Origin of the sequence: Microbulbifer sp. 2205BS26-8 (assembly GCF_030731025.1) — a bacterium.
Classification (GTDB): domain Bacteria; phylum Pseudomonadota; class Gammaproteobacteria; order Pseudomonadales; family Cellvibrionaceae; genus Microbulbifer; species Microbulbifer spongiae.
The window spans coordinates 103272-128973 of sequence record NZ_JAVAMR010000004.1 but is presented as its reverse complement, the minus strand read 5'-3'; the positions used below and the strand labels follow the sequence as shown (position 1 = coordinate 128973).

Here is a 25702-nt window from a genome sequence, read left to right as displayed (position 1 = left end):
CACCTCAGCGACAAGGTAAGTAAGACTAGTCGGTCAAAGCGCCTGCCGGACGACGAAACATGTTCTGGATACTGGAGAAATCCAGCTGCTGGTTTTCCGCACTGGCACCGTGCAGCTGGTACAGGTTTTCCGCCAGTGCGCCCATAGGTGTGGACGAAGCACTGCCCGCTGCGGCATCCATGGCCAGGCGCAGATCTTTCAGCATCAGGGCCACACTGAAACCGCCGCAATACCCATTGGCTGCGGGCACATTCTCCATGGCACCAGGAAAGGGATTGTAATGGGCCAGAGACCAGTTATTGCCCGAGCTTTCCCGCATAATCTCCGAGAGCACCCTGGGGTCCAGCCCCTTGTCCACACCCAGTTGCAGCGCTTCGGCAGTACCGGTCATATGCACAGCCAGCAGCAGGTTATTACAGATTTTCGCCACCTGGCCCGCTCCAGCACCACCCGCATGGAAAATCTTGCTGCCCATGGCCTGCAATAGTGCTCGCGCCGCATCAATTGTCGCCGTGTCGCCACCACACATAAAGCACAGGGTACCCGCTATTGCCGCGGCAGTCCCGCCGGACACAGGGGCATCCAGCGCGCGGATACCGCGCGCACGGGCCGCTTCGTGCACCAGGCAGGCGTCTTCCGCAGAAACCGTCGAGCAATCAATGACCAGGGTATCCCCCTGAAGCTGTTGTAACAGCCCCTGCTCACCGAGATAGAGGTCTTTGACCGCATTGCCACTGGGCAACATGGAAATCACGGTGCCGGCTCCTTCCAGGGCCTGTTCACTATTCTCACAGGGCAGGCAGCCCTCCCTCTGTGCCTGCGCCAATGCCGTGGGGTTTAAGTCGAAAGCCGCCACTTGGTATCCGGCCTTCACCAAATTGGCAGCCATGGGGCCACCCATATTACCCAGACCAAAAAAGGCGATCTTTTGCATAAAAAGCACTCCAGATTTTGTTGTTGGTGTCCCGGGCGAAAACGGTCTGATTCGCTCTATAAATCTGCCAGCGGATGCTCGCCGTGCCAGGGGTTGTCAAAGCAGCGTGCCACCTGCTCTGGGCAGATCTCCTCCAGGCTCGCCGGTTGCCACTGCGGAGCACGGTCCTTGTCGATCAGCAGGGCACGCACCCCTTCTTTGAAGTGGCCATTGGCACAGAGATTGACCGCCAGAGCCAGTTCCATGCGAAAAACATCGGCGAGGGAAAGGTAACGGCCCCGATGCAGCTGTTCCCAGATAATCCAGGGTGTCAGGGGAGAACCCCTCGCGAGGGTGTTGGCGGAGCGCCGCAGCCATTTGTCCACGCCCTGGTAAGAGCGGATTGCCGTACACACCGCTGGCAGGTTGGAGAAATCCGTGAGTTGCTGGATCTGGTCATAGTGTTCCCGCAGTACCGATTCCGGTCGCTGCAGCGATACGAGTTCAAACGTTTTCAGGCAATCACTGACGGTGACATGATTCGCGCCCGCATCCCGGGCAAAGGCCAACGCAGCCAGTGTTTCCAAGACGGTATCGCGCTGCTCCTGCGCAATCATGCGGTCCGCCAGGCCCGCAAACAGGGCATCGGCACCATTAAACTGAGCACCTGTCAGCCCTAAAAACAGCCCGAGTCGGCCGGGCATACGATTCAGGAACCAGCTGCCCCCCACATCGGGAAACAGGCCAATGGTGATTTCAGGCATGGCCATACGGGTGGTTTCTGTGACAATACGGTGACTGGCCCCGGCCGTAATACCAATACCGCCACCCATCACGATGCCGCCGCCCCAAACCACAACCGGCTTGGCATAGGTATGGATTTTGTAGTCGAGACGATACTCGCGGGAGAAAAATTCTGTGGTGAAGCGGCAATCCCTTGTCTCCCCATAGCTCGCCGAATGCTGGTACAGGGTCACCACATCGCCCCCGGCGCACAAGGCCCTGTCGCCACTGCCGTCTATCCACACGACAGCCACTGTATCGTCCCGGGCCCAGGTATCCAACTGGGCACAGAGCCGCTCTATCATCTGCAGGTTCAGTGCATTCAACGCCTTGGGCAAGTTGAGTGTCGCGATCGCCACAGCGCCACGCCGGGAAAACAATACGGGGAAGTCCTGATCCATTGCTGTCTGTCTTAGTGTGCCTGTATTTGATAGCTTCGCAGTTAAGCACAGATCACCGCGAGCGTCAGCCACACGCGAGTACAACCCCCTTCAGCTCGGCATACGCAGTTGCACTTTCCGCGCAAACTGATAAGTTGCGCGCAAATTCTCACCGATTCCAACACACATTACTGGGACCCAGATGGCTGAATACGTTTACACCATGAACCGGGTGGGCAAGGTAGTGCCACCCAAACGCGAGATCCTCAAGGACATCTCCCTGTCCTTTTTTCCCGGTGCCAAGATTGGTGTACTGGGACTCAACGGTGCCGGTAAATCCAGCCTTCTGCGCATTATGGCCGGGGTGGACCAGGACTATCATGGTGAAGCCCGGGCCATGCCCGGCATCAGAGTGGGCTACCTGCCGCAAGAGCCCCAGCTGGACTCCGGCAAAACCGTGCGTGGTAATGTGGAAGACGGCATGCGGGAAGCCATCGACGCCCTCGCCGGCCTCGAACAAGTCTATGCCGATTATGCAGAGCCGGACGCAGACTTTGACACCCTGGCAAAAAAACAGCAGCAGTTGGAGGATATCATCCAGGCCTGGGACGCCCACAACCTGGAGCACCGCCTGGAAGTGGCCGCCGACGCTCTGCGCCTGCCGCCCTGGGACGCGGATATCAGCAACCTGTCCGGCGGTGAAAAGCGCCGTGTGGCCCTGTGTCGCCTGTTGCTATCGCGCCCCGACATGTTGCTGCTCGACGAGCCCACCAACCACTTGGATGCTGAATCCGTGTTCTGGCTGGAGCACTTCCTGCACGACTTTACCGGCACCGTCGTAGCCATCACCCACGACCGCTACTTCCTCGACAATGTGGCTGGCTGGATTCTGGAACTGGACCGCGGCCACGGCATCCCTTGGGAGGGGAACTACACCACCTGGCTGGCCCAAAAAGAGCGCCGCCTGGCCCAGGAACAGCGCAGCGAGCAGGCCCGTATGAAAGCCGTGCAGAAAGAGCTGGAGTGGGCCCGTCAGAACCCCAAAGGCCGTCAGTCCAAGAACAAGGCCCGTCTCGCACGCCTGGAGGAGATGCAGTCTCAGGATTTTCAGGCCCGCAACGAGACCAATGAGATCTACATCCCGCCCGGCGAACGCCTCGGCGACAAGGTGATCGAATTCGAAAATGTCAGCAAAGGTTTTGGGGATCGCCTGCTGATCGAAAACCTGTCCCTGTGTATTCCCAATGGCGCCATTGTTGGAATTGTCGGCGGCAACGGTGCCGGCAAGTCCACCCTGTTGCGTATGATCAGCGGCTCAGAGCAACCGGACACCGGAACAATCCGCATCGGTGAAACCGTCAAGGTCGCCTATGTGGAACAGGGCCGCGAAAGCCTGGACAACAGCAAAACCGTGTGGGAGGCCATCTCCGATGGCCACGATATGCTCAAGATCAACCACTACGAAGTGGGGTCGCGCAACTACGTGGGCCGCTTCAATTTCAAAGGCAGCGATCAACAAAAACGGGTGGGCGAATTGTCAGGTGGGGAGCGCGGGCGCCTACACCTGGCCTATACCCTCAAACAGGGCGCCAACGTACTGTTGCTCGATGAACCCTCCAATGACCTGGATATCGAAACCCTGCGGGCTCTGGAAGAAGCTTTGCTCACTTTCCCTGGCTGCGCCCTGGTGATCTCCCACGACCGCTGGTTCCTGGACCGTGTCGCCACCCATATCCTCGCTTACGAGGGCGAGAGTAAGGCCGTCTTTTTTGAAGGTAACTACACCGAGTACCACGAGGACTTCGTGCAGCGCAAGGGCGAAGATACCACGCCGCATCGCATGCACTATAAGAAACTGAAGACCTGACAGTAAGAGATGCCGCAGTCAAACTTCCCTTAAGAGAGGCCAAATTAAAGATCCCCTTGACGAATCAGAACCCTGCTGGCTTTTCTGACTACAAAAAAGCACACTGGCATTAACTGACTACTATGGGTGCGCAATCACAATCAATGTAGTTGCATACTTTTGTACACAGGCCATGGCCCGGCGCAAATTTTCAGGATCCAGGGCGGCAAAACTTTCGTCCAGCACGACCATTTCCGCATTTTGCAAAAGAGTACGGGCAATAAACAACCGGCTCATCTCCCCGTGTGACAACCGCCAACCCATCTCGCCCACCGTCTGCAGCATACCCGCGGGCATTTTCTGCAGTAGTGGGGTAAGGCCAAGTTCGTCACAAATAGCATAAGCTTTGCGCAGGCTTTGCTGCCGCGGCGGCCACTCGTCGCCCATCAGCAAGTTGAACAGGAAAGAATCGCCAAGTACATGATTTTCATGGAATTGGGGGGCGGAGGCCACCAGCCGCTGCCACTGACCGGGGACAAGACTGGCGCCATCATACCCATTTAAGAGCAACAGGCCCTCATCCGGTTTCTGCAGGCCGGTAATCACATTGGCAAGGGTGGATTTTCCCGAACCGGAAGCACCCTGCAACAGCAGGCGGTCGCCGGGATAAATGACCAGGCTGCACTCCGTCAGCACCGGCTTTTCTTTTTTGGGGTAACTGAAATTCAGATCACGGAGATAGCACAGAGGTTGGGTTGCAGCCGCACAGGCCGTGCTGATGGCTGCGACATGCTCTGCGCCGGGTGAGGTGCGCTTGAGCGGTGCCTCCAGGGCAAAGAGTTCCCGTACGTTTTCCCAGGCCACCAGGGCACTCAGGGCACCGGTAAAACCATGCAGGCACTTGAGCACTGCGCGATAACCGAGCAGCACGCCGCCCAGGGCCACAGCGAGTTGCGCACTGTCGGGGTTGCTGGAGATAAACACAGGCACCAGCCCGACCACCCCCAGCAGAAGCCAGATACGCGGCAAAAGCGCTGCCAGATGCACCATCGTGCCGTCCATCTCCGCAGAGCTTTGCAGGTAGTCACTCAACTCACGGTCCTCTCCACGATGCCAGTCGGCGGGCCGCTGCTGCGCAAGGCGGGTGCGGTGCCCGAGCATTTTTTCTATCAGGCGGTGGGTCATGGCCAGGCGTCGGGCAGTCCAGCGGCAACGGCGCTGGTACAGGGCCCGACCGAGTAACAAGGCCACCAATAAAAACGGTAGCAACACCAACAGGTGCAGGGGTCCACCAGCCCCCAGGGCGAGTACAATACAGGCCATCGCGAATTCCACCAGGCCCAGCAGCAGCGAGAAACCGCCCTGGAGGGCGCTGGCCTCAAGGCTTTCCGCGTCGTAAACCCGCCCGAGTACCTGGCCCGAGCCCATATGCCGCACCCTGCCTGTCTCGATACGCAGGGCGCTGGCGAGCAGGCGCTGTTTCAGCAGCGCGCCGGTTTTCACCGATACCAAACCCTGCAGTTGCGCGGTGAGCAGCGACAGGGGGATCTGCGAAACCAGCAGCAGCACCCAGGCCACAAGCCAGCCGGTGTCGATATAGCCACCCAGTAAAGCGCGGCCAATAACCCACCAACTGGCCAAAAACAACACCATTTGCAGCGCATGAAAAACAAGCATCGCGAAAAAACGCCGATCCTGGCCGCACTGACGCAGTTGCTGCCAGAATGGCCGGTGCGCGGGCTGGCGTAGCATCCAACACTGCTCAAGGTGCAATCCTGCCAGGCTTTCCCGCAGCAGGGCGCCGGCGGCCCTGCTGCGGCGCCGGCCGCCAATGCCAGCACTGTCGAGCAGGTGGTTGATGCGCTGGCGCTGGGGCGCTGCCTGCACACGGGTGAGCTGGATCACCACCCGCCGCGGACACACTTTTTGCACTTTCAGAGTGGGGGTGAGCAGGTGCAGGCGGCGGCGATTGCCGCCGCACAGGACGATAAAATACACCCTTTCCCCAAAGCGCAGTTGAATCATTGCCGGCGCGGCACGCGCCAGCATCTGTTCCAGCTCACCGTAACTGCAGCCGACTTTCTCTATCTGCAAGTCCAGGGCCTCAGCACCCAGCTGAAGCCGAGTGTCGATATTCTCCACTCCCTGTGTGATGGCACTGCAGCTGGGTGCATCGGGGCACAACCCACAGTGCCGGGCCAGGGTGTGCAGGGCCGTATCCAGTTGTGCAATGGGCCAGCACAGGTCGCACAGGCTGTTATCCACAGATTCAGCGCTCACAGACGCTCTCCACAGGCGCATTCGCCGTTCGGGGGGGATCGGCTTCAGCCTGAGGCGACAATTCCGAGACGCGTCCACCCTGCATGCGCAAGTGACGCCAGTCGTTACTTTTCCAGCAGTCCTGCCACAGGTTTTGCTCCGCTAGCAACAATTGGGCATAGCGCGTGCCCTTGCGTTTGCACAATGCCGCCGGTGCGCCATCTTCCACTATGCGACCATCCTCCACCACCAGCACGCGATCAAAACGCTGTGTTTCGGTAATATCGTGGGTTATGCAAAGCAACGTGACGTCCCGCCAGGTATGGCGCACACGCCCGAGCAAGCGCTGGCGCTGGTCGCGGTCCAGTCCGCGAAAGGGCTCATCCAGAATGGCACAGCAGGGTGCTTCGCGACCCAGGGCACGGCCGAGACGCACGCGCTGCCCCTCCCCGCCACTGACCAGGGCACCACTCTCTCCCAGGGCACTTTGCAGGCCGTCTGGCAGCGATGCCAGCAGCTTGAGCAAGTCCGCCTGCTCAAGAATCGGATACAGTGGTGCGTCGGCGGCGTTGCCGTAGTGCAGGTTGTCAAGCAGGCTGTTGTTCCACAGTTGAATAGCGGGATCTACCCAGGCACAGTGCAAACGGAAACGGGCCAGCAGTTCCCCTTGCAGCTCGGCACCGTTTAACAGTACACGCCCCCTGGCAGGCTTGTGCCAGCCCAAAAGCAGCCCTGCCAGGCTGGATTTACCCGCACCGGATGCGCCCACAACAGCGACATGTTCGCCTGGGCCTATTTCCAGATTGATGCCGTCGAGAATGGCTCTGCCGCTGGCATTGACCCGAACATCCTCGAAGTGAAAATGCGCGGGGCGCTTCGGGTTAAAAGCGGCGACCTTGTCTGTGGTATCCGAACCACCCTGGTCCTCAGCCGCCTGCAGTGGTTCGAGCGCCCTCAGCAAGGTGGTGCGCTGGCGGGGGTACTCGCGGATTCGCACGGCGATATCCTCGCCCAATGGTGGCAGCGCCAGCACCCAGTATATTAATAGCAGTAGATCGGGGTCCGCCCCGCGGCTGTGGATACAGTAAATAACCAGGGTGGCGGCGAGTGCGCAGTTCACAACCAGTTGCAGGGCCTGGCTGTTGAGCTGAAAGCGCAGGAGGGTATAACTGGCCCTGATCCATTCGGAAAGCAAGGCTTCATGTTCCCTTCGCACCGATTCCCCAGCGCCATGGGTACGTATCGGCACAATGCCCAGCAATGCATCCATATAGAACCTGGCCAGGGCACCGGTATGGGTCTGCACTCTCATATTGTGATCATTGAGCACCGGCTGAAACAACAGTGGAATCGCCACCTGTATTGCCGCCATCAGTAGTACCAGCGGTGCAGCTGAGGGCACGAGCCAGATAATGCCTGCGGCCGTCGCCAGCAGCATAAAGGCATTGAAGAGAATACCGCCCCCCAGCACCGGCAGTTCCCTGAGTGCGGCAATGCGGTGACTGCGCTCGGCAGTGTCTGAGGTGGGACGACTCTGGAAAAAGTGCTCCGGTATCTGCGGCAGTGCGGAGAGAAAGCGCATGCGAAAGCGGGTTTCCAGGTGCCGTCCCAGTACCCGCTGCAGTTTGGCGACCGGAAACTGCAATACCATGACGGTGAGTAAAAACCCCAGCAGCAGAACCACGCCTCCCATACGCTGCATGCCGGTTGCCAGTTCGCTGTGGATATCGATAAGGCCGCGAAACAGCAGAGCCTCGGTCATCAGGCCGAATACAGCACCGAGCATCGCCAGCGCAATAATTGCCGGCGCGAACAGGCCGTCCTCCCGAAGCAGACTCCACAGCTGCGGCAGGGGACGCACCGGCGCGGCTTGCAGCGCCCTGGCCAGGGATCCGGTGTGCGGCTTGGCTGCATCTGTTTTGCGCACGCCCCTCACTCGCAGGATCACAGCACCGCTGAATTCCACTTGTTCCGGGCACATTTGCAGGCTTTCACCCGCCGCACTGCCCGCTGGGCGACAGGGGCGCACACACCAGTACTGCTCTGGCACCAGGGTGTAGGCGCCAGTGGTATCTGCGTTGAATTCCTCGACCAGCTTCTGCAGCATGCCATTGGTTTCCCCACCAGGTCGCAGGGCACCTGCCGACACCAGTGCGGTCAACATGCGTACTGCTGCATCGAGAAACGCCAGGGTGAGCCATTCAGCCGACTCCAGGGATCGGCGGCATAACGTCGCCCTGTCCGGCCCGGCAACCTTGAGCCGCTGCATACGTTCGCACAGCGGATCAATAAAATCGGCACCACCAGCCCAGTTGCGCCAATCCTTGGGCGACAGGCTAAAAGTGTGGACATGCAGTTCGTCGAGAAAACGGCGCGCGCTGGGCCAGCGCCTGCCGCTGGCGGGGTCCATCAGTTGCACAATGCCCCTATGGTTACGCCAGGCCACCACAAAATGGGTATTGCCGTTTGGCAGGCGCACCACCACCATTCCCGGTAAATAGCCGGGGGCATTCAACAGCAGGTGATCCTTGGGCACCACCATCTGTACGGCATCCAAACCCAGTTCAACAGCAACCCGCTCCAGGGTATTGATGGAGGTACCGTCCACATCAGTCTGGCAGGCATCGCGCAGATGGCCGTAGTGAACGCGGACTCCGAAACCCTCCAACAGGCATTTAAGGGAAGCGGGGCCACAGTCCATATTGGAAGTCTGGATCACTTCAGGCACAAGCCAGCGGGTGTTCCGATTCACGGCGGTGTCTCCGCTGTGGCCTGACTATTCTGGGGTCTCCCGCTAAGGGCGTCCCCCACCCGCTGCAACAGCAACTGGTAGGGGGTTTTCGTGCCTGTGGCGATTTCAACCCTGGCGGGCAGATCGTGTAACAGTGGTAACTGCGGCGGTACCTTTCCCTGCAGCGAAAGTTGCACAAGAATCCGTTCCTGTTGCACCGCACTGGCGACCCGCTCCACCCGGGCCTGCAACTGGCCGTAGCGTGCCCAGGAAAAGCCATCCAGTTTTACCCGGGCATGTTGACCCGGCCGGATATGGCCGAGCGCCTGAGCCGGCGGGAAGTACGCCTGTATGCCAATACCACCTTCTGCCTGGATAGTGGCAACCTGTTGTCCGGCAGCCAGAACTTCACCCTCACGAATATCCGCCAGGGATGCGAGGCTGCCGGCGATCGGCGCGCGCAGCTGTTGCTCGCCGGCGGCGAGAGTGCTCTGGCGCATGCGGGTTTCCACTTCAACCAGTTTGCGCTGGATGTCGGCACTGCGCTGTTTCAGCTCACTCACAACCAGTTGATACTCATTGGCAATTTGCTCGCGGCGATCCTCCGCTGCACGGATGTCGGCCTCTGCCGCAAGTGATTGCATCGCCAACTGCTGGTACGTGCGCTTGGCTACAAGATAATCCAGTTCCGAACTCTGCTGCTTTTGCAAAAGCTGCTCGTAACGCTCCGCCACCTCGGCCTGGATCTGCTGGTTGCTCACCTGCAACTGGTGCTGCCCCCGCAGGAGTTTAAGCTGGTCGACAAGGGCTTTATCCTCCTCCGCAAATTTTTTATCCAGCAAACTTTGATCCCGCTCAATAGCGGAGAGTTGTTCAGTGAGTCTCTGCGAAACCCTGGCGTCCCCGTCCAGTTCCAGATCCAGGGCCGAAGTATCCAGTTGTACCAGCAGGTCACCAATTTTCAGGGTATCGCCGAGAGAAGCGGTAATGGCAACAACCCGGCCGGCTCTTTGTGTGCTCACTTGTACCGTGTTTTGTGCCTGCTCAAGCCTCGCCGCATCACTGACACTGTAAGTGGTAATGTCCTTGCTGAAAAACCAGATCGCCCAAGCCACCATCAAGAGTATCCCGCAGGTGGACACCAGGGCTAAAGAGTGGATCGTTTCGGAGGCGATGGAGCGGGTCGTGTGAACAAAAGGTGTGGGCAATGCGATTTATCCAATTGGTACCAATTAAGGCGTGTGCAAGTGATGATAGGTTGTTATTCTATGCACAGCCTCAGGCTGTGTACTGCGCAGCCAAATCTAAATCCCCCCTGCTTCATAGTCAAATCCAGGTTAATCTATTGGCAACAAGGGCCGCTGTGCTGCGTTGACTTTCTCACAGGCCCCACTCCCGACTCGCCCTGCTCCTGCATTGGCAATGAGAGAAACCCACAGCATTGACTGTTAACTCTGTCGATGGCAGCTTGTTTTATTTCCACAAATCGGAAATGCGCTAAATCCGGCAAAATGGGCAGATACAAGGCCAATTTATCTCTGTCACCGTACAATAACACTTTGTCATTTTAATAAATGGATCCAATTAAAAAAGTCGTAGTCTCTATCGCCGTATCGGGCCCTGATCACTACTGTAGTATGCAACTTGACATTGAGTACAAGTGCTGGCTGCTAGGGTTTGAACAGAGAGAGCAAAGCGTCGAGAGCCCCTGTGGAAAGTGAGAGTCAACGCAGAGAGGCGGGCGGGTAAACCCACCCCACAAGAAGGCAATATTTATCTGCGTAAAAATTCCAACATCCATTTGGCAACGACATTTTCATGGATATCGTTTTGCAGGGAGATCTGACCCTTTTCGACCAATGCCTCACCAAAGGCCTCGCGTCGCAATTCCATCAGGCTGTGGGAATAGGGTTTGCTAAATTCCGGATGGGCCTGGAAGCTGAGCATATGATCATCCACCTGCAACATCGCCATCGGGCAGAATTCACTCGAAGCCAATACCCGGCCGCCTGGAGGCAAGGTTTCCACCTGGTCCTGGTGGGTCACCAGTAAGCTGAATTTAGCCATGGGTTCGGACATCCACGAGGGCGTCTCCTGCATCTCATAGGTATGCACCCCCAATCCCCACCCTTTATCTGATTTACAGGTTTTGCCTCCCAGCGCCTGAGCGATCAGCTGGTGGCCAAAACAAATACCGATCGTGGGCTTCTTGGCTTCATGTAATTTGCGCACAAAGTCCATCAGAGGGGAAATCCAGTCTTTGTGATCATAGACACCAGCCTTGCTTCCGGTTATCAGATAAGCATCTACCTCATCTATTCGATCCGGGTAGTGGCCGTGCTGAACTTCATAGGTAGAAAACGCCAACGCCGGGTCTTGACTGCGCAGCAGATCGGCGAACATTTCCGGATACTCACCAAACTCGTCCACCAGCTCCTTGCGCACATCGTCGGTCTTTAACACTCCAATCTTCATTATTTCACCGCTGAGTTGACTGCTGAGTGTTGGGATTATGGCATATCCGGGCATGCGGGGTCGTGCCAGTGATCCTCTTGGGCCGTAGGCACACACGCACCTGAAACCGGGACTCCCGGCACCGTTAGCCGACCCGCAGGCATCACTCAGGCGTCATATCCCCTGCCCTCGATACTTTCCCGGAGGGCAGCCCGGGACTGTATTTCTCCCGAATGACCAGCCGGCAGCACCTCTACTCCGGCATTCTTACCCGAAAGACTTTTGTGTATGATCGCGAACTTAGAACATTTTTCAGCCAATTATTGGGCTGCCTGACGGCTCGGAAGCCATTAGAGCCCGCACGCAATACAACGATTGAGGACAAACAATGACCACAACGACCTCTCCAAGTGATCGGCAGGATAGCCCTGCGGGGCGCAAAACGCCCTTTACCCGCTTTCTGGATGCCGTGGAATGGCTTGGCAACCTCCTGCCCCACCCCATCACCCTGTTTGCCCTCTTCGCTATAGGCGTGATACTGATAAGCGGCGTGGCCGCCTATTTCGGGCTGTCTGTGGCAGACCCGCGGCCGGTTGGGGCGGCGGGCCGCGACCCCGATGGTGTCATTGAAGTCTTTAACCTGATGAGCGGCGAAGGCCTCAGGATAATCGTGACCAGCCTGGTGCAAAACTTCACCGGTTTCGCCCCTTTAGGCACGGTACTGGTTGCCCTGCTGGGCGTGGGTATTGCCGAGCGCTCCGGTCTGCTCAGCGCTGCTGTGCGCGGGCTGGTACTGCAGGCATCCAAGCGCACTGTGACGGTTATTGTGGTCTTTGCCGGCATCCTCTCCAATACCGCATCCGAACTCGGTTACGTGGTACTGATTCCATTGGCGGCGATGATTTTCCACTCCCTGGGGCGCCACCCGCTCGCCGGTCTGGCTGCCGCTTTTGCCGGTGTTTCCGGCGGCTACAGCGCCAACCTGCTATTGGGCACCGTAGACCCGCTGCTTTCGGGTATCACCGAAACCGCGACCCATATCATAGACCCCACCTACACGGTGGGCCCGGAAGTGAACTGGTACTTTATGTTTGTGAGCACCTTCCTGATTACCGCCATAGGCAGTTGGGTGACCATGGCAATCGTGGAGCCCAAACTTGGCAAGTACGATCCCGGGGAAGCCTCTGTGGATTTGAGCCAGGACAAGCTGGGGACCCTCACCGATGCCGAGAAGCGCGGCCTGAAATACGCCGGCCTCGCCGTCCTGGTCGTATCTGCCCTGTTTGCACTGTCCGTGGCGCCTTCCTGGGGCGTGCTGCGCAACCCGGAAACCAGCGCGGTAGCCGGCTCTCCCTTTCTTAAGGGTATCGTGTCACTCATCCTGGTATTCTTCGCCGTTCCGGGTTTTGTGTACGGTAAAACGGTCGGCACTATGCAGAATGACCGTGACGTAATCGACGCCATGGCCAAAAGTATGAACAGCATGGGCATGTATATTGTACTGGTGTTCTTCGCCGCACAGTTTGTCGCTTTCTTCAAAGTGACCAATCTGGGCACTATTTTCGCCGTGCTGGGTGCGGACGCTCTGCAAAACATCGGCCTGACCGGGCCACTGCTGTTCCTGTTCTTTATCATGATGTGCGGCTTTGTAAACCTGATGCTGGGCAGTGCTTCGGCGCAGTGGGCGGTGACCGCGCCAATTTTTGTACCCATGTTGATGCTCCTGGGTTACGCGCCGGAAGTGATCCAGGCGGCTTACCGCATTGGCGACTCGGTAACCAATATCATCACGCCGATGATGAGCTATTTTGGTTTGATCATCACCTTTGCTGCCCGCTATAAGAAAGACTTGGGTATGGGTACGCTGATTGCCACAATGATTCCCTATTCCATCTTCTTTTTTGTGGGATGGACCGTTCTTTTCTACCTCTGGGTGTTTGTTTTCGGCCTGCCGGTTGGCCCAGGTGCAGCCACCTACTACGCCAGCTAAATTAAACCCAGGCAAAGCCTGCACCAGCGGGCTTTTTTTTATTTCACAGGCCATCATTCACACCCATGCTTTGATACCTCACCTGCAGCTGGCGAGTACCCTTAAAATACAAGCATGCTGCGCAATTTCACCGGTATCATAAAAGCCGTATACAATCAGCACCTGCAGGACAAGGTCTACTGGGTGGCCGGATTGAGCGAGCCCCACGAACTTACCCCAATCGGATACTGCTGGAGGAGGCCATCCGCGCCGGAATTTACTCAGGAGAAACTCACAGGAAGACAAAAACGGTAAAAAACTTATATTCCTAAATACACAGACGCCTTAAAACAAAAAAAAAATAACAATGAAATGTAGAAATAATATTCCTTAGAGAATGTTTATAGAGGTATTTTTTTTCATTAGGCGACACTCGTATATTCCCGATGAGATTTATAGCCTTCAAAAACGTGGAATAAAACAAGTAATATAGTTTCCTGTAAAAAACGTTTAGCGGAGATGGATACGCGGATTATCGCCACTGGCAAAATCTGCCCTTACCTAGCGATCATTATTTTCCGCTCAGGACGAGCACCTTGGTTGCACCCTGACTTGCCCTCATCTCGATGAGAAAAAGAAAGATAGCTCTTGCACTCCTTCGCCGGCATAGCGGGGTATCAAAACAGCGCGGGCCTTTGACGGCGAGACTGTCCCAAAACCAGTCACGGTATTGCCAATAGCGACAATTGTTGAATACAACACCGCAATACTTTGGTTGTCTATAGTCGCTGGGCACCGCAAAAACCTGATCGATTCCGCCTGAACACATTCTTCTCATCAGAAAGAATCGGCGACTTTGGTTTTGCGGATGACACACAGGACTCACAGGAAATTGACTCAACAAATAAGAACGACGCTGCTGACAGGCTTCTGCGATCTGGTCAACCGGCTGCACCACAACCCGGAGACACTGTTGACCAGTTCCGGCATCAATCCGCACCAGGTCTCCCGCCAGGCAGGGTACCTCCCCCTGAGTTCAGTCACCACACTACTGCAGAAGACGGCACAACAATTGGATTGTGCTGACTTTGGCCTGCGCCTGGCACACAGCCAGGGAGTGGCCGCACTGTCCTTCCTGAGTCCAGCAGTATTGCAGTCTTTGACTTTGGCGGAATTCCTGAAAGTCACTGTAGATCTGTTGGGCAAGCCACCCCACAGCCTGCGCCTGGCCCTACAGAACAAAGACGACAGGGCCTGTTTCAGCTTTCTCTGCCTGGAGGACCTGCAAGGGTTGACACAGGTGGGAACGCCGTCAGCTCCCGAGCAGTGCCGGGAATTTCTGATGGGCGTTTGCCTGGTTGCCATGCAAACCTTGTGTGGTGATCACTTTCACCTGGAAGCCGTGCATTTGAAAACTCGGCAGCCTCTGCACGGGCGGTACAAAGACTATTTCAAGGCGCCGGTGCATTTTGGCAGTGACAGCGACCGATTCGTACTCAACAGTAACACGCTGCTATTGCCGATAGAGAAATGCAGTACGGACCTGCGCGCACTGTTCAAAGCCCATATCGATGACTTGCTCCAGCAGGGTGAGACAGATCTGCTGGGTCAGGTTGAGCAATTGATTGACTACCTGATGCCACTGAAACGCTGCAGACTGCAGGAAGTGGCCAACCAGCTGGGTTTGCACAAGCGCACACTGCAGCGCAGGCTGCGCAATCGTGGGCTGGTATTTGAGGATGTATTGGATCGCATACGCCGGGAGCGTGCGCAATATTATTTAAGTGGCAAACAGCCACCCATGTCGCAAATATCCAATATGTTAGGTTACCGCGAGCAGAGCTCTTTCAACCGTGCCTGCGCCCGTTGGTTCAAGACAACGCCAATGCGGGTAAGGCGCAGGTTGCTCGCTGATGCAGCAGCCAGGGCTGTGGAGACCGAATAAGAAGACCACCTGCCACCAGGTGGGCAATCAGGCCAGGCATGTGCAGCGCATCCCGGCTCACTCACCATTCAATACCCTTGCGAGCGGCGAGCCCACTGTCAAATGCATGCTTGTCTGCACGCATCTCGCTGACAGTATCGGCAATCTCCCTGAGGTATTGTTTGGCGCCCCGTCCGGTGATGATCACTGTTTGCTCCCTGGGGCGCTGGGTAATGGCCTGCAGTACCTCCCCCCTGTCCAGCCAGTGATAATTCAGGGCGTAAGTCAATTCATCCAGCACCACCAAATAGACATGCTTGTCGCGCAGTGCCACCAGCGCTTTTTCCCAAAGTGCCTGCGCAGCGGTTTTATCTGCCTCGAAATCCTGGGTTTCCCAAGTGAAATCTGTGCCCATCTGGTACCACTGCAAGGGGCAGAGGTCCTCAGGCAAACGCTGCAGTAAGTTCTTTTCCCCGCACTCCCAGGCTCCCTTGATAAACTGCGCCACCACGGTAGGGTAGCCATAACCCAGCGCACGGGTGACCGTACCCATCGCCGCCGTGGTTTTCCCTTTGCCGTCACCGGTATAGAGAATGACGATACCCCGCGTTTCCAGTGCTTGGGAAACCGCTGCATCGACAATTTTTTTGCGACTCTGCATTCGTTGCCTGTAACGCTCGCGGTTACTGTTTGATTCGGCACACATTGGGAAATCCGCTCGCTATTTACTGGAAAGTGGACTCTGCATCTCAACAGCCACGCAGACTAGGGCATCGGTCACAGGGGAAAAATCCAACTGAGCCCGATAAGGTGCCGGCACGCCTGGTGCTTGGCAATGGCGCCTTATCGGTTATTTTGAAACAGCTGGTGCAGAACCCGTTACAGACTGATCTGCACACCCGCATAGACAGCCGCACCGGTAGTATAGTAACCGGCGACCTCGCGATAGCGGCGGTCCAGCAAGTTTTCCCCGCGCAGGCTGATACGCAGATTGGGAGATAGGCGATACACCGCATTCAGGTCCAGCTTGCTGTAGTCTTCCAGGCCCTTTTGGGTGAAACCATCGATGCGGCCCTCCACCCGCTGCCAGTTGCCGTTCAGGGTCAGCTTGTCACTGAACCACTGCTGGCTGAAGCCAACATTGTAGACGCGCCGGGGAACACCGCCCCGCTGGGCATCAGTGGTATCCTCTGTATCCAACCAGGTACCAGTGAGATACCATGCGAGCTTGTTGTTCAGGTCACCGCCAAGAGACAACTCCAGCCCCTCGGATTTACTCTCGCCATCATCCTGGTCATAACGCCAGAAAACAGAGTCATAGAAAATTGCATCGGTGATTTCCTGCTCGAAATAGGTCATCTCCACCTGCAGTAATTGTGCCCAGCGGTATTCCAGCCCCAATTCATAGCCCTGGCTGGTTTCAGGACCCAGGGCCTCATTGGTACTGAACTCATACGGGCTGGGCGCGCGATAGCCGGTGCCAAAGCTCGCGCGGTATTTGAGCTGCTGTGTATCGCCGAGGGAAACTGGCAGAGCGGCGGTTACACGCCAGCTGTTGTGATCCTCTGTCTCCAGGCTGTCCCGGCGATACCCCAGTGTGTAGAATACCGTTTCAGCGAAATCACTGTGCCACTCGGTAAACCAACCAGTGCTTTCCAGCACTTCATCCCCGTAAGTGACCCCGACGGACCCGGTAAAATAATTCAGCTGCTCGTATTCTCCGCCCCATAGCAGTTTTCCGCCGGCAAGACGGTTACTGCCGACGTAATTTACCTCGCGAATTTCGCCATTTGTAAAAAAAGGCAGTGCCTCTGGACTGATGCCCTCTTTGCGGTCGATCTCCTGTTGCGACAGGGTGAGCTTATGGTTCCAGGAGGCCGCCTGGTACTGGCCGCTCACGCCGACGATTTCCTGGTCAAACTGGCTCAGACAGTCGTTAGAGGGAGGGAATCCGCAATTATCATATTCCGTTTCCGCATCGGTCCTGCGGTACTGCCCTTCCAGAGAAAGACGCTCACTGAATTGATAGCCGAGACGCACCCGGGTGGTGAGAGTATCGTAACCATCCTCCTCACCGGAGAAATCCGATTCGCGCGCATTGAAGCCACCGGTGGAAAAATCCAGCACATCCAGATCGAAGGACCAGGCATCATGACTGCCACCCAAGCTGACGCCGGTATTGCGTGTGCCGTAGCGCCCGGCTTCTATCGATGCCGTCGCACTCAGCGGTGCAGCGGCCTTCTTGCTGATAATATTGATCACACCACCTGCGCCGGCGCCGTAAAGCATGCCCTGGGGACCGCGCAATACTTCGATCCGGTCTATATCGCTGGCCTGCAGGTGTTGCAGCTGGGCACTCACTTGCACACCGGTAGGATCGGCAATATTCACCCCATCGAGCAGTACCAGGGTGCGGAAACTGCTCTCACCGCGCAGAAACAGCGAGCTGACCTTGCCGGCGCCACCACTATTGGTGGCGGCTACGCCCGGCAAAGTGCGAAGAACATCCATCAGGCTGGAATAGCCGAGCCGTTCGATATCCGCCGCATCCAGGACCGACACGGAAGCGCCCAGCTGGCTTTTGGGCACATCCAGGCGGCTGGCGGTCACATGGATCTCTTCCAGGCCTTTGGCAACAGACATTAGCGGTTGAGCCGCAGCAAACACTGCAGCAGCCATCAAGGTTTTTTTCATTGTGGTTCCCCAATCTCGAAAAGAAAGACGGATTGAGGGAGGGTGCGTGTAATCGGTGTGCAACCCGGGCGGGCACACTGACCAGACAAAGCCCTCCGCTTTATCCTCAAGACCGGATGCACAACATCCGGGCGCTCGCAGAGGGCCGGTATCGGGCTTGTCGGCTTTTCCTGAAGAACGCACCGACTGACCGTTGCGGGGGCAGCGCCGGACTCTGTAACAGTGCACATCACCGGACTTCCCGTTTAACCCAGCCAAGTGCGATTCACTGCTGGGCACCCAAAGCGGCGGCAAGTATAGCAGTGCGCTGTGCACATACCGAGCGGCAAATACGCAAAGCAACAGATTGGTTCAGTATGACACTGCCGCTTTGCACGAGTGGCCCTGTATCGGATGAGAAATGAGTGTCAACATTGAGGTTGGTAGGTTGGTTTTCCCGCCAGAACTGAGGTAGAGAAAAGCGCGCAGGAACAATGATCGGCTTTGCCTGGCTTCCTGTGTTTTTGGGGTTGGCATCCAGCGCTGCCGCGCCTACTTATTTTTCCAATAGATCCAGCGGCACAAAATCGGCAATGCCATCGCGCCAGCGAAACTCTGAACTGACCCCATAAGCATCGCCAATCTGTGCCGGGGTAAAAACTTCCCGCGGTGCGCCCTGTGCCAATAACCTGCCATCCTGCATCAATACAATACGGTCGCAAAAGCGCGCCGCCAGGCTGAGATCGTGCAGCGCCAGCACCAGCGTTTTACCACCATCTGCAAGGGCGCGGAAATGCTGCATCAGCTGCAACTGGTGGCGGATATCCAGTGCTGTCGTGGGCTCGTCAGCAATCAACAGGGGCGCCTGGCCCACCAACAGGCGGGCCAGCTGCACCCGGCGCAATTCCCCACCGGACAGCTGGGTCACCGGGCGCTCGGCAAAGTCCAGGGCATCCACAAGCAACAGCGCCTGCCGTACCCGCCATTCCCGATCCCGTGGGCGCCCCCAGGGCAACAGCCCCAGTGCCACCATATCCGCAGCACCCAGGCTCCAGGCGGGAGTTTCCGATTGCGGCAGGTAGGCGCCCAGGCGCGCCCGTTCAGTTGCAGAAAATCCTTTGGTAGAGCGCCCGTTCAACTCGATATGTCCGGCGCTGGGAGACAACACACCGGAGAGACACTGCAGCAGGCTGCTTTTACCAGCGCCATTGGGGCCTACCACCGCGGTCAGTTCACGGGGCCTAAACGCGCAGCTGATCTCCGTCAGAACCCGCTTGCGACCGCGCCTGAGCCCAAGCCCCCGACAGGTAATCTCGAGGGGTTCCCCCCGGTTTGAGGCGGCCCCGGTATTCACAGCCATTGCTCCCTGCGCGCACGGACAATCAGCCAGAAAAAGAAAGGCGCACCGATAAAGGCGGTGACTGCGCCAATTCTCAGTTCCTGTGCACCGACAAATTGGATCACCAGGATATCCGCCAGCAACAGCAGCAGCGCCCCGGCCAGTGCGCTGGCCCACAACAGCCGCGCGGGGTCCTGACGCACCAGCGGGCGCACCAGGTGCGGTACCACCAGACCGATAAACCCGATGGTGCCGGCCACTGCCACGGCGGCGCCCACCGCGCTGGCAATCCCAAATAAGATCAGCAGGGGGTAGGCGCGACTCTGAAAGCCCAGGGATGCGGCGCTGTCTTCACCCAGCGCCAGGGCGCGCAGGTAATTGCGCGCAAGGAACAGGCAGACAGCGCCCACCAGTAAAAACGGCAGTGCCAGCCGTAGCTGATCCCAGCCGCGGTTGGCCAGCGAGCCCATCAGCCAAAACACCACTTCCTGCATCGCGAACAAACTCGGTGCATAGTTCAGGGCCAGGGCGATCAGCGCAGATAAAAACGCATTGATCGCAACCCCCGCCAGTACCAGCCGCCCGGCGCTGGCGCCGTGCCCGGCCAGCAACCACACCGCGCCCACTGCGGTGAAAGCCCCAGCGATGGCCAAAGCCGGCAGTAACCAGCCGGATAGCGAGGCGACGCCGTAATAGAGCAGCAATACCGCCGCCAAGGCTGCGCCACTGGAAACACCGAGCAGGGCCGGTTCCGCCAGCGGGTTGCGCAGCATACCTTGCATTGCGGCGCCCCCCATACCGAGCGCCGCACCCACCAGTACCGCAAGCAGCGCCCGCGGCAGGCGCAGCTGCCACAAAATCACTGCGTCACTGCTCTCGTCTCGCCAGCCCAGGGCCGCCGCCTTGAACAGATCCACAGATACCGGGCCACTGGCCAAAGCTCCCAGCAATGCCAGGGGCAGCGCGGCAATTAATAGCGACATTGCAACTTTATGGTGCTTCAACAAGGCTTTTTCTCTTATTCATTAACTGCTGCAGCGTATCTACCACCGCCAGTACCGGGCACAGGCTCAACTGCGAAGGCAGAGTGTAGGTGCGGCCGCTGTCGATATAGCGCTGCAAAACCGGGTGGCGCGCTGCCAGGTAGGCCAGTGCGAAATCCTGTTCGCTACCGTAAAACACCAGCAGGTCCGGTTGCAGGGAGATCACTTCCTCCAGGCTGATACGGCCCAGCTGGTTGACCCCCTGCCTGGCGGCGAGATTGGCAAATCCCGCACGCTCCAACAGCTGGTGTTCCAGCATGCCGCTGCCATAGGTGATGTTGTTGGCGGAGAGAATCACGGCGCTGGCACGGCGCTTTGGCGCTGGCTGAGCCAGCAATGCCTGCAGTGCACGCTTCTCTTTTTGCAAAGGTACCAGCGGGCCCAGTATGTTTTCCAGTGCCTGCAGCTGTTGCTGCAACTGCTGCAGGCTGTAGGCATCGGGAATGGTGACCACATGCATGCCCAGATCTCGCAGCCGTCGCGCTGCGCGTTGGGCGCCATACTGCCCCACCAAGACCAGATCCGGCTGTAACGGCAGCAATTCCTCGGCGCGGGCGCGATTCAACTGTATGTGCTGCGGTATCGGCCGCGAGCGGTATTGCGCGGCGCCGGACAGCCAGGTGAGAGAAACGATATCCCCTGGCGCCACCCAGTTCAGCAGCACCTGGTCCAGACACAGGTTCAAGGAGGCGATGCGCTCGTAGGCTACCGTCTTGCCGCAAACCAGCATGGCGAGTAAGAACAGCATCGAACGGCGACAGAAAAAAAACTTTGCGGGAAAACGCAGCTCCCGTGCACAAAACATCGTCGTATCGCCTCAGCGCATATCGATGACCGCAAGTGCTTCTGCCAGGGTTTTCACCGGCTGCATCTCCAGGCCCTCGATATCATTTTTAAGACGGTTGGCAGCGGGCACAATGGCCTTGCGAAAACCGTGCTTGGCGGCCTCGCGCAAACGCTCCTGACCGGAGGGCACAGGGCGGATTTCTCCGGACAGGCCCACCTCACCGAACACCATCAGGTCCCTCGGCAGGGGATGGTTGCGAAAGCTGGAAACTACCGCCAGTAGCAGGGTCAGGTCGGCACTCGTTTCTACAACCTTGACGCCACCCACCACATTAATAAACACATCCTGGTCCCCCACTAGCACCCCGCCGTGGCGGTGCAGTACGGCCAGCAGCATATTCAGGCGATTCTGGTCCAACCCCACCGCCACCCGGCGCGGGTTGCCCAGGCTGCTGTCATCCACCAGCGCCTGCAATTCCACCAACAGGGGGCGGGTGCCCTCCCACACGGCGGTCACCACCGAACCGGCCGCCACCTCCTCGGCGCGCTGCAGGAAAATGGCAGAGGGATTGGAAACCTCTTTCAAGCCTTGTTCGGTCATGGCAAACACCCCGAGTTCATTCACTGCCCCAAAGCGGTTTTTATGGGCGCGCAGGGTGCGAAAGCGGGAATCGTGGCTGCCTTCAAGCAGGATGGAGCAGTCGATAATATGCTCCAGCACCTTGGGGCCCGCCAGGCTGCCATCTTTGGTGACATGGCCCACCAGAATCAACGCGGTACCGGTCTGTTTGGCAAAGCGGGTAAGGAAAGCTGCACTTTCGCGCACCTGGGCCACGGACCCCGGTGCCGATTGCACCTCACTCATGTGCATCACCTGGATCGAATCCACCACCATCACCCGTGGAATGACGGTCTTGGCAACATGGCAGATTCGCTCAACATCGGTCTCGCTGAGCACCTGCAGGGAATCCGTGGGCAGCCCCAGGCGATTGGCGCGCATCGCCACCTGCTGCAGGGATTCCTCACCGGTGATATACAGCGCGGGCATGGCCGCGGCCAGGTGACACAGGGTTTGCAGCAGCACCGTGGATTTACCCGCGCCCGGATGTCCGCCGATCAATACCACCGAGCCGGGCACCAGGCCGCCACCCAGCACCCGGTCCAGCTCCGACGCAGAGGTGGGGATACGCGGCAATTCACTCAGGTCGATTTCCGCGAGTTTCTGCACCTTACCGCTACCGGCAGCTCCGGCATAACCGCTCTGGGTATCGGTAAAATCGGCCGCCCGACTGTCTCGATAACCCGGCCCCGGGCGCACTTCTGACAGGCTGTTCCAGCTACCACAGCCACTGCACTGCCCTGTCCACTTGGTGTAATCGGCCCCACAGTCATTGCACACATAAGCAGTTTTGCGTTTTGTGGCCAAAGTGTTCTCCCGAAAAGTCGCCCATCAGTTATTTGGCGCACAGTTTACCTCGGACAGGGCAGGGCTTGCGCTCAGGAATACTGCGCTGCCAAACAATACTTCCAATGGCAGGTTTTCCCTTATTCCGGGGACTCCACAGGATTGATCCAGATCAATTCACCGTATTTTCAGCGAGATACTATCCGCCGCGGTTCGTAGCTGCGAGTGGGTGGGTACAAACAAAACACCCGCAAATTATCAAACAGGAAGTCAATATGTCGTCCATTTCTCTTCGCAGTGCGATATTGGCACTGACTTTTGTTTCAACCTCCGCCCTGGCTGCGAATCACCAGATCCAGATGCTGAATCAGAGCAAAGACGGCATGATGGCTTTTGAACCCGCTTTCTTGGCCGTTGCCCCAGGTGACACCATCACCTTCCTGCCCACCGATATGGCCCATAACACCCACTCGGTATTCTCACCGGAAAACGGGACCAGCTGGAATGGCAGCATGGGCGAGAAAGTGACAGTAACGCTCGATGAAGAGGGCATCTACCTGTACCAGTGTGACCCCCACCTGGCACTCGGAATGGTAGGTGTCATCCAGGTGGGCAATGCCGGCAACCTGGAGGGCGCCAAACAGCATGCTCAAGCCATGAGCGAACACATTGCCGTCAACAAAACGCGGCTGGAACAATACCTCGACCAGGTGAACTAAGCGGAGCCGCAGTGTGGATATTCTATTTGAACAGGGTAATCACCTGGTTGCGCGGTTCTGCGATCTCGTTAAAGCACAACATGGCAGCGATGGCATTCAGGCCAATCAATTCGTGATCCGTCGCGGCACCAAAGGCGCACTGATCGACCCCGGCGGCGATCTTACCTACACACACCTGACGATCGAACTCAGTCGTCATCTGAACCTGAGCGAACTGGAATATATCCTGGCCTCGCACCAGGACCCGGATATTATCGCCTCCCTGCCCCGCTGGATGCTCCACTCCCGCTGTAAAGTGGCCGTATCGAAACTGTGGTCGCGCTTCCTGCCGCACCTGGTTTCCAGTTTTGTGGCCTCCCGTGCCGGCAGCGAGAGATGGCACGACCGCATAGTGCCACTGGATGACCGGGGACAGGTACTGACCTTTGCCGGTAGTGAAATCTGGGCCCTGCCCGCCCACTTCCTACACTCCTGCGGCAACTTCAGCTTTTATGATCCGGTGAGCCAAATCCTTTTTTCCGGAGATATCGGCGCCTCACTGGGGGGAGAAGAGGGAGAGGTGACCGACTTTGACACCCAGGTACAGTCCATGGAGGGCTTCCATCGGCGTTATATGGGCGGCAATCGGGCCTGCCGCCTGTGGGTGCAGATGGTGCGCGAATTAAACCCCGCAATGATCGTCCCGCAACACGGTGGCTATTTCGTTTCAGAAGCGGTGAAGAAGCGCTTTCTGGACTGGTTTGAGCGGCTGGAGTGCGGGCCTGATCTGCTGCGCCACCAGGACTTTCAACTGCCAATGGCGAAGGCCTGATTGAGACAATCAACAGTGCACCCGCACGCTTATGGGATGCAAAGTCGCTGTTGTGTCGATCCATCCTGCCAGGCGCTCAACTGGCTCTTCCTTGGCCCGGGACAGCCTCTACTTCACAGCGATTTACTCAAACCGCTGAAAGGAAGTGGCTTTGGCCGGTTGGGTGGGCGGCCCCTTTTCTACCGGAATCACACGCTGATATGCACTGATTCCACCCACGCACTAAAGACCAAGCTGTGGCAGCAGCGCCCAAATCGGACATTGACGACCCCCCCCCGGCCAGGTTTACCCCCTTTGATCAGCAGATATTCACAACCCGGTGTTACCGCACTGATACCACATGAGCACAGTGCCGGTCGAGGGGTACCAGACGACCGGGGTTTTCTGCCTGTAGTGACTGATCCAAACAACCTCCTGATTGCAGAATTCATCACCTCGAAAAGTATGACTCCCATCATGTCTCGGGATGTGCCTGTTGGCTGAATAGCCGCACTGAATAGCTGCGAGGGCTCTCATCTACACTATGCAAGGACACCTAACGTACCCCAAGGGGCTTCAATGGCTGAACAAGCTACGGTGAGCGTGTTGCAATGTGCCTGTAAGCGACCATTACTATCATCATGTTTCCGGAAAATATTTCCGCGCGCTGAAATCTTGAAGGGGAAGGTAATCAGCTTCTGAGTGCGCAAGGTCGATCAAGCGCAAAAAATGCTGCAAGGTGACAGGGCTTTCCTTTGAAAGATCGAGCCTAGAAAACTGCAATTTATGATGACAGTTATTTTTAATAAAGCTAGCATGTGCGAATTACACACTCTCTTCACAGGCGTCCAAAGCTGTAAAGTGGCAGGAATAAACTGTTCCACCCGCACTGCAGACTTCACATTTAAACAAAAGGAGCTATCAATGGAATCCAGACGGCACGGGCTATCCATCGGCATTGAAAGAACGGGAGAGCTTTTTTTCCTGTCCTTAAAAGCTCAGGGAAAACTGACCCACCAGGATTATGAAACCATAACCCCAATGATTGATTCAGCCCTGAAAGAAGTTAAAGACCCCAAAGTCAAAGTCTTCCTTGATGGCACAGAGCTCGAGGGCTGGGAGCCAAGAGCGGCATGGGATGATTTCAAGCTGGGACTCAAACACGGCAATGAATTTCAAAAAATCGCCATTTATGGAAATAAAAAATGGCAGGAGGTCGCGGCGAAACTAAGCCACTGGTTTATCTCAGGTGAGGCGAAATATTTTGAGGATGAGAGCGAAGCCATGCGTTGGCTGAGCGAATAATATAGCCAAAGTATTGACGTCAAGCCCCGCTTGACGTCACCCTTTCTGCGCCCGATTGATACCCACCAGTCTCCCGATACCGGCCATATTCTCCATACCCGTAAATAAGCAGGCGTTACAGGATTCCACCCAACCTATCTATGACAAGCCAGGTGCTGAGCAAAAGCCATTTCCGATGACGACTCTCGCAAAATTGGTGTCGAGGGAAATGTAAAAAGCCCTGAAATCAGCGTGTGTGATACCCTTGACTCTCTCTTATTAACTGAGGAAACAGGTCTTAAATTGGCGCAAAAAAACTTCTACCGGCAAACCGGTTGCGCTGCCAGTGACGGGATACAAATGGAATCAACAGGAAAGCTCACTATCAGGGCTGTCTTAGCGGG

19 protein-coding genes and 1 riboswitch are annotated in these 25702 nt (G+C 57.2%); of the genes, 7 read left to right on the top strand and 12 right to left on the bottom strand.

Translation table 11 applies throughout. From position 1 onward, the window contains the following. Positions 1-25 precede the first annotated feature (25 nt). Together mmsB and Q5Y71_RS02540 are read right to left on the bottom strand one after the other, a co-directional pair. Positions 26-934 (bottom strand): 3-hydroxyisobutyrate dehydrogenase, encoded by a 909-nt coding sequence (gene mmsB / locus Q5Y71_RS02545; RefSeq protein ID WP_306039805.1) that lies wholly within the window; start codon positions 932-934, stop codon positions 26-28. Between the two features lie 56 nt (positions 935-990). Next, a complete protein-coding gene (locus Q5Y71_RS02540; protein ID WP_306039803.1) occupies positions 991-2097 on the bottom strand; it encodes an enoyl-CoA hydratase/isomerase family protein in 1107 nt (368 codons plus the stop codon). Between the two features lie 181 nt (positions 2098-2278). Here Q5Y71_RS02540 and ettA point away from each other — a divergent pair, with 181 nt between their 5' ends. After that, positions 2279-3943 (top strand): energy-dependent translational throttle protein EttA, encoded by a 1665-nt coding sequence (gene ettA / locus Q5Y71_RS02535; RefSeq protein WP_306039801.1) that lies wholly within the window; start codon positions 2279-2281, stop codon positions 3941-3943. A gap of 120 nt (positions 3944-4063) precedes the next feature. Here the strand turns inward: ettA and Q5Y71_RS02530 are convergent, their stop codons facing one another. The 4 genes from Q5Y71_RS02530 to Q5Y71_RS02515 all read right to left on the bottom strand — a co-directional run bounded on the left by Q5Y71_RS02530 (position 4064) and on the right by Q5Y71_RS02515 (position 11387). Next, positions 4064-6202: an ABC transporter ATP-binding protein gene (locus tag Q5Y71_RS02530; protein WP_306039799.1), complete on the bottom strand. Its 2139-nt coding sequence runs from the start codon at positions 6200-6202 to the stop codon at positions 4064-4066. Then, positions 6192-8933 carry an ATP-binding cassette domain-containing protein gene (locus Q5Y71_RS02525; RefSeq protein WP_306039798.1) on the bottom strand — a complete coding sequence of 914 codons (2742 nt, stop codon included), beginning with the start codon at positions 8931-8933 and terminating at the stop codon, positions 6192-6194. The genes Q5Y71_RS02530 and Q5Y71_RS02525 overlap by 11 nt, the downstream gene beginning before the upstream one ends. Continuing rightward, positions 8930-10120: an HlyD family secretion protein gene (locus Q5Y71_RS02520; RefSeq protein WP_306039797.1), complete on the bottom strand. Its 1191-nt coding sequence runs from the start codon at positions 10118-10120 to the stop codon at positions 8930-8932. The genes Q5Y71_RS02525 and Q5Y71_RS02520 overlap by 4 nt, the downstream gene beginning before the upstream one ends. Before the next feature lie 565 nt (positions 10121-10685). Then, complete coding sequence (locus Q5Y71_RS02515) at positions 10686-11387, bottom strand: gamma-glutamyl-gamma-aminobutyrate hydrolase family protein (RefSeq protein ID WP_301416588.1); 702 nt, start codon at positions 11385-11387, stop codon at positions 10686-10688. A 367-nt stretch (positions 11388-11754) separates the two neighbouring features. Here Q5Y71_RS02515 and Q5Y71_RS02510 point away from each other — a divergent pair, with 367 nt between their 5' ends. Then, complete coding sequence (locus Q5Y71_RS02510; RefSeq protein WP_306039794.1) at positions 11755-13356, top strand: AbgT family transporter; 1602 nt, start codon at positions 11755-11757, stop codon at positions 13354-13356. 871 nt (positions 13357-14227) lie between these two features. After that, the gene (locus tag Q5Y71_RS02505; RefSeq protein ID WP_306039792.1) at positions 14228-15280 is read left to right on the top strand and encodes an AraC family transcriptional regulator; all 1053 of its coding nucleotides are present in this window, start codon (positions 14228-14230) and stop codon (positions 15278-15280) included. A gap of 61 nt (positions 15281-15341) precedes the next feature. Here the strand turns inward: Q5Y71_RS02505 and cobO are convergent, their stop codons facing one another. The 6 genes from cobO to radA all read right to left on the bottom strand — a co-directional run bounded on the left by cobO (position 15342) and on the right by radA (position 22526). Then, positions 15342-15965 carry a cob(I)yrinic acid a,c-diamide adenosyltransferase gene (gene cobO, locus Q5Y71_RS02500; protein WP_301416581.1) on the bottom strand — a complete coding sequence of 208 codons (624 nt, stop codon included), beginning with the start codon at positions 15963-15965 and terminating at the stop codon, positions 15342-15344. A 173-nt stretch (positions 15966-16138) separates the two neighbouring features. Beyond that, the gene (locus tag Q5Y71_RS02495) at positions 16139-17953 is read right to left on the bottom strand and encodes a TonB-dependent receptor (RefSeq protein WP_306039790.1); all 1815 of its coding nucleotides are present in this window, start codon (positions 17951-17953) and stop codon (positions 16139-16141) included. A 125-nt stretch (positions 17954-18078) separates the two neighbouring features. Continuing rightward, a riboswitch (cobalamin riboswitch) is annotated at positions 18079-18251 on the bottom strand. A gap of 237 nt (positions 18252-18488) precedes the next feature. Further along, on the bottom strand, positions 18489-19292 hold the full coding sequence (locus Q5Y71_RS02490) for an ABC transporter ATP-binding protein (RefSeq protein ID WP_306039788.1): 804 nt from the start codon (positions 19290-19292) through the stop codon (positions 18489-18491). Beyond that, positions 19283-20278: an iron ABC transporter permease gene (locus Q5Y71_RS02485; protein WP_306039786.1), complete on the bottom strand. Its 996-nt coding sequence runs from the start codon at positions 20276-20278 to the stop codon at positions 19283-19285. Before Q5Y71_RS02485 ends, Q5Y71_RS02490 begins: the two co-directional genes overlap by 10 nt. Then, complete coding sequence (locus Q5Y71_RS02480) at positions 20262-21119, bottom strand: ABC transporter substrate-binding protein (protein ID WP_306039784.1); 858 nt, start codon at positions 21117-21119, stop codon at positions 20262-20264. The genes Q5Y71_RS02485 and Q5Y71_RS02480 overlap by 17 nt, the downstream gene beginning before the upstream one ends. A 12-nt stretch (positions 21120-21131) precedes the next feature. Then, complete coding sequence (gene radA / locus Q5Y71_RS02475) at positions 21132-22526, bottom strand: DNA repair protein RadA (RefSeq protein WP_306039782.1); 1395 nt, start codon at positions 22524-22526, stop codon at positions 21132-21134. Positions 22527-22780: 254 nt separating this feature from the next. On the opposite strand from radA, the gene Q5Y71_RS02470 reads away from it, so the two are divergent. The 4 genes from Q5Y71_RS02470 (at position 22781) to Q5Y71_RS17485 (ending at position 25698) form a co-directional block, all read left to right on the top strand. Beyond that, positions 22781-23224 carry a pseudoazurin gene (locus tag Q5Y71_RS02470; RefSeq protein ID WP_306039780.1) on the top strand — a complete coding sequence of 148 codons (444 nt, stop codon included), beginning with the start codon at positions 22781-22783 and terminating at the stop codon, positions 23222-23224. 13 nt (positions 23225-23237) lie between these two features. Continuing rightward, positions 23238-24035, top strand: a complete 798-nt coding sequence (locus Q5Y71_RS02465; protein ID WP_306039778.1) for an MBL fold metallo-hydrolase — start codon at positions 23238-23240, stop codon at positions 24033-24035. 903 nt (positions 24036-24938) lie between these two features. Continuing rightward, positions 24939-25319 (top strand): STAS/SEC14 domain-containing protein, encoded by a 381-nt coding sequence (locus Q5Y71_RS02460; RefSeq protein ID WP_306039776.1) that lies wholly within the window; start codon positions 24939-24941, stop codon positions 25317-25319. Positions 25320-25581: 262 nt separating this feature from the next. Next, positions 25582-25698: a ClbS/DfsB family four-helix bundle protein gene (locus tag Q5Y71_RS17485; protein ID WP_371876984.1), complete on the top strand. Its 117-nt coding sequence runs from the start codon at positions 25582-25584 to the stop codon at positions 25696-25698. Positions 25699-25702 lie beyond the last annotated feature (4 nt).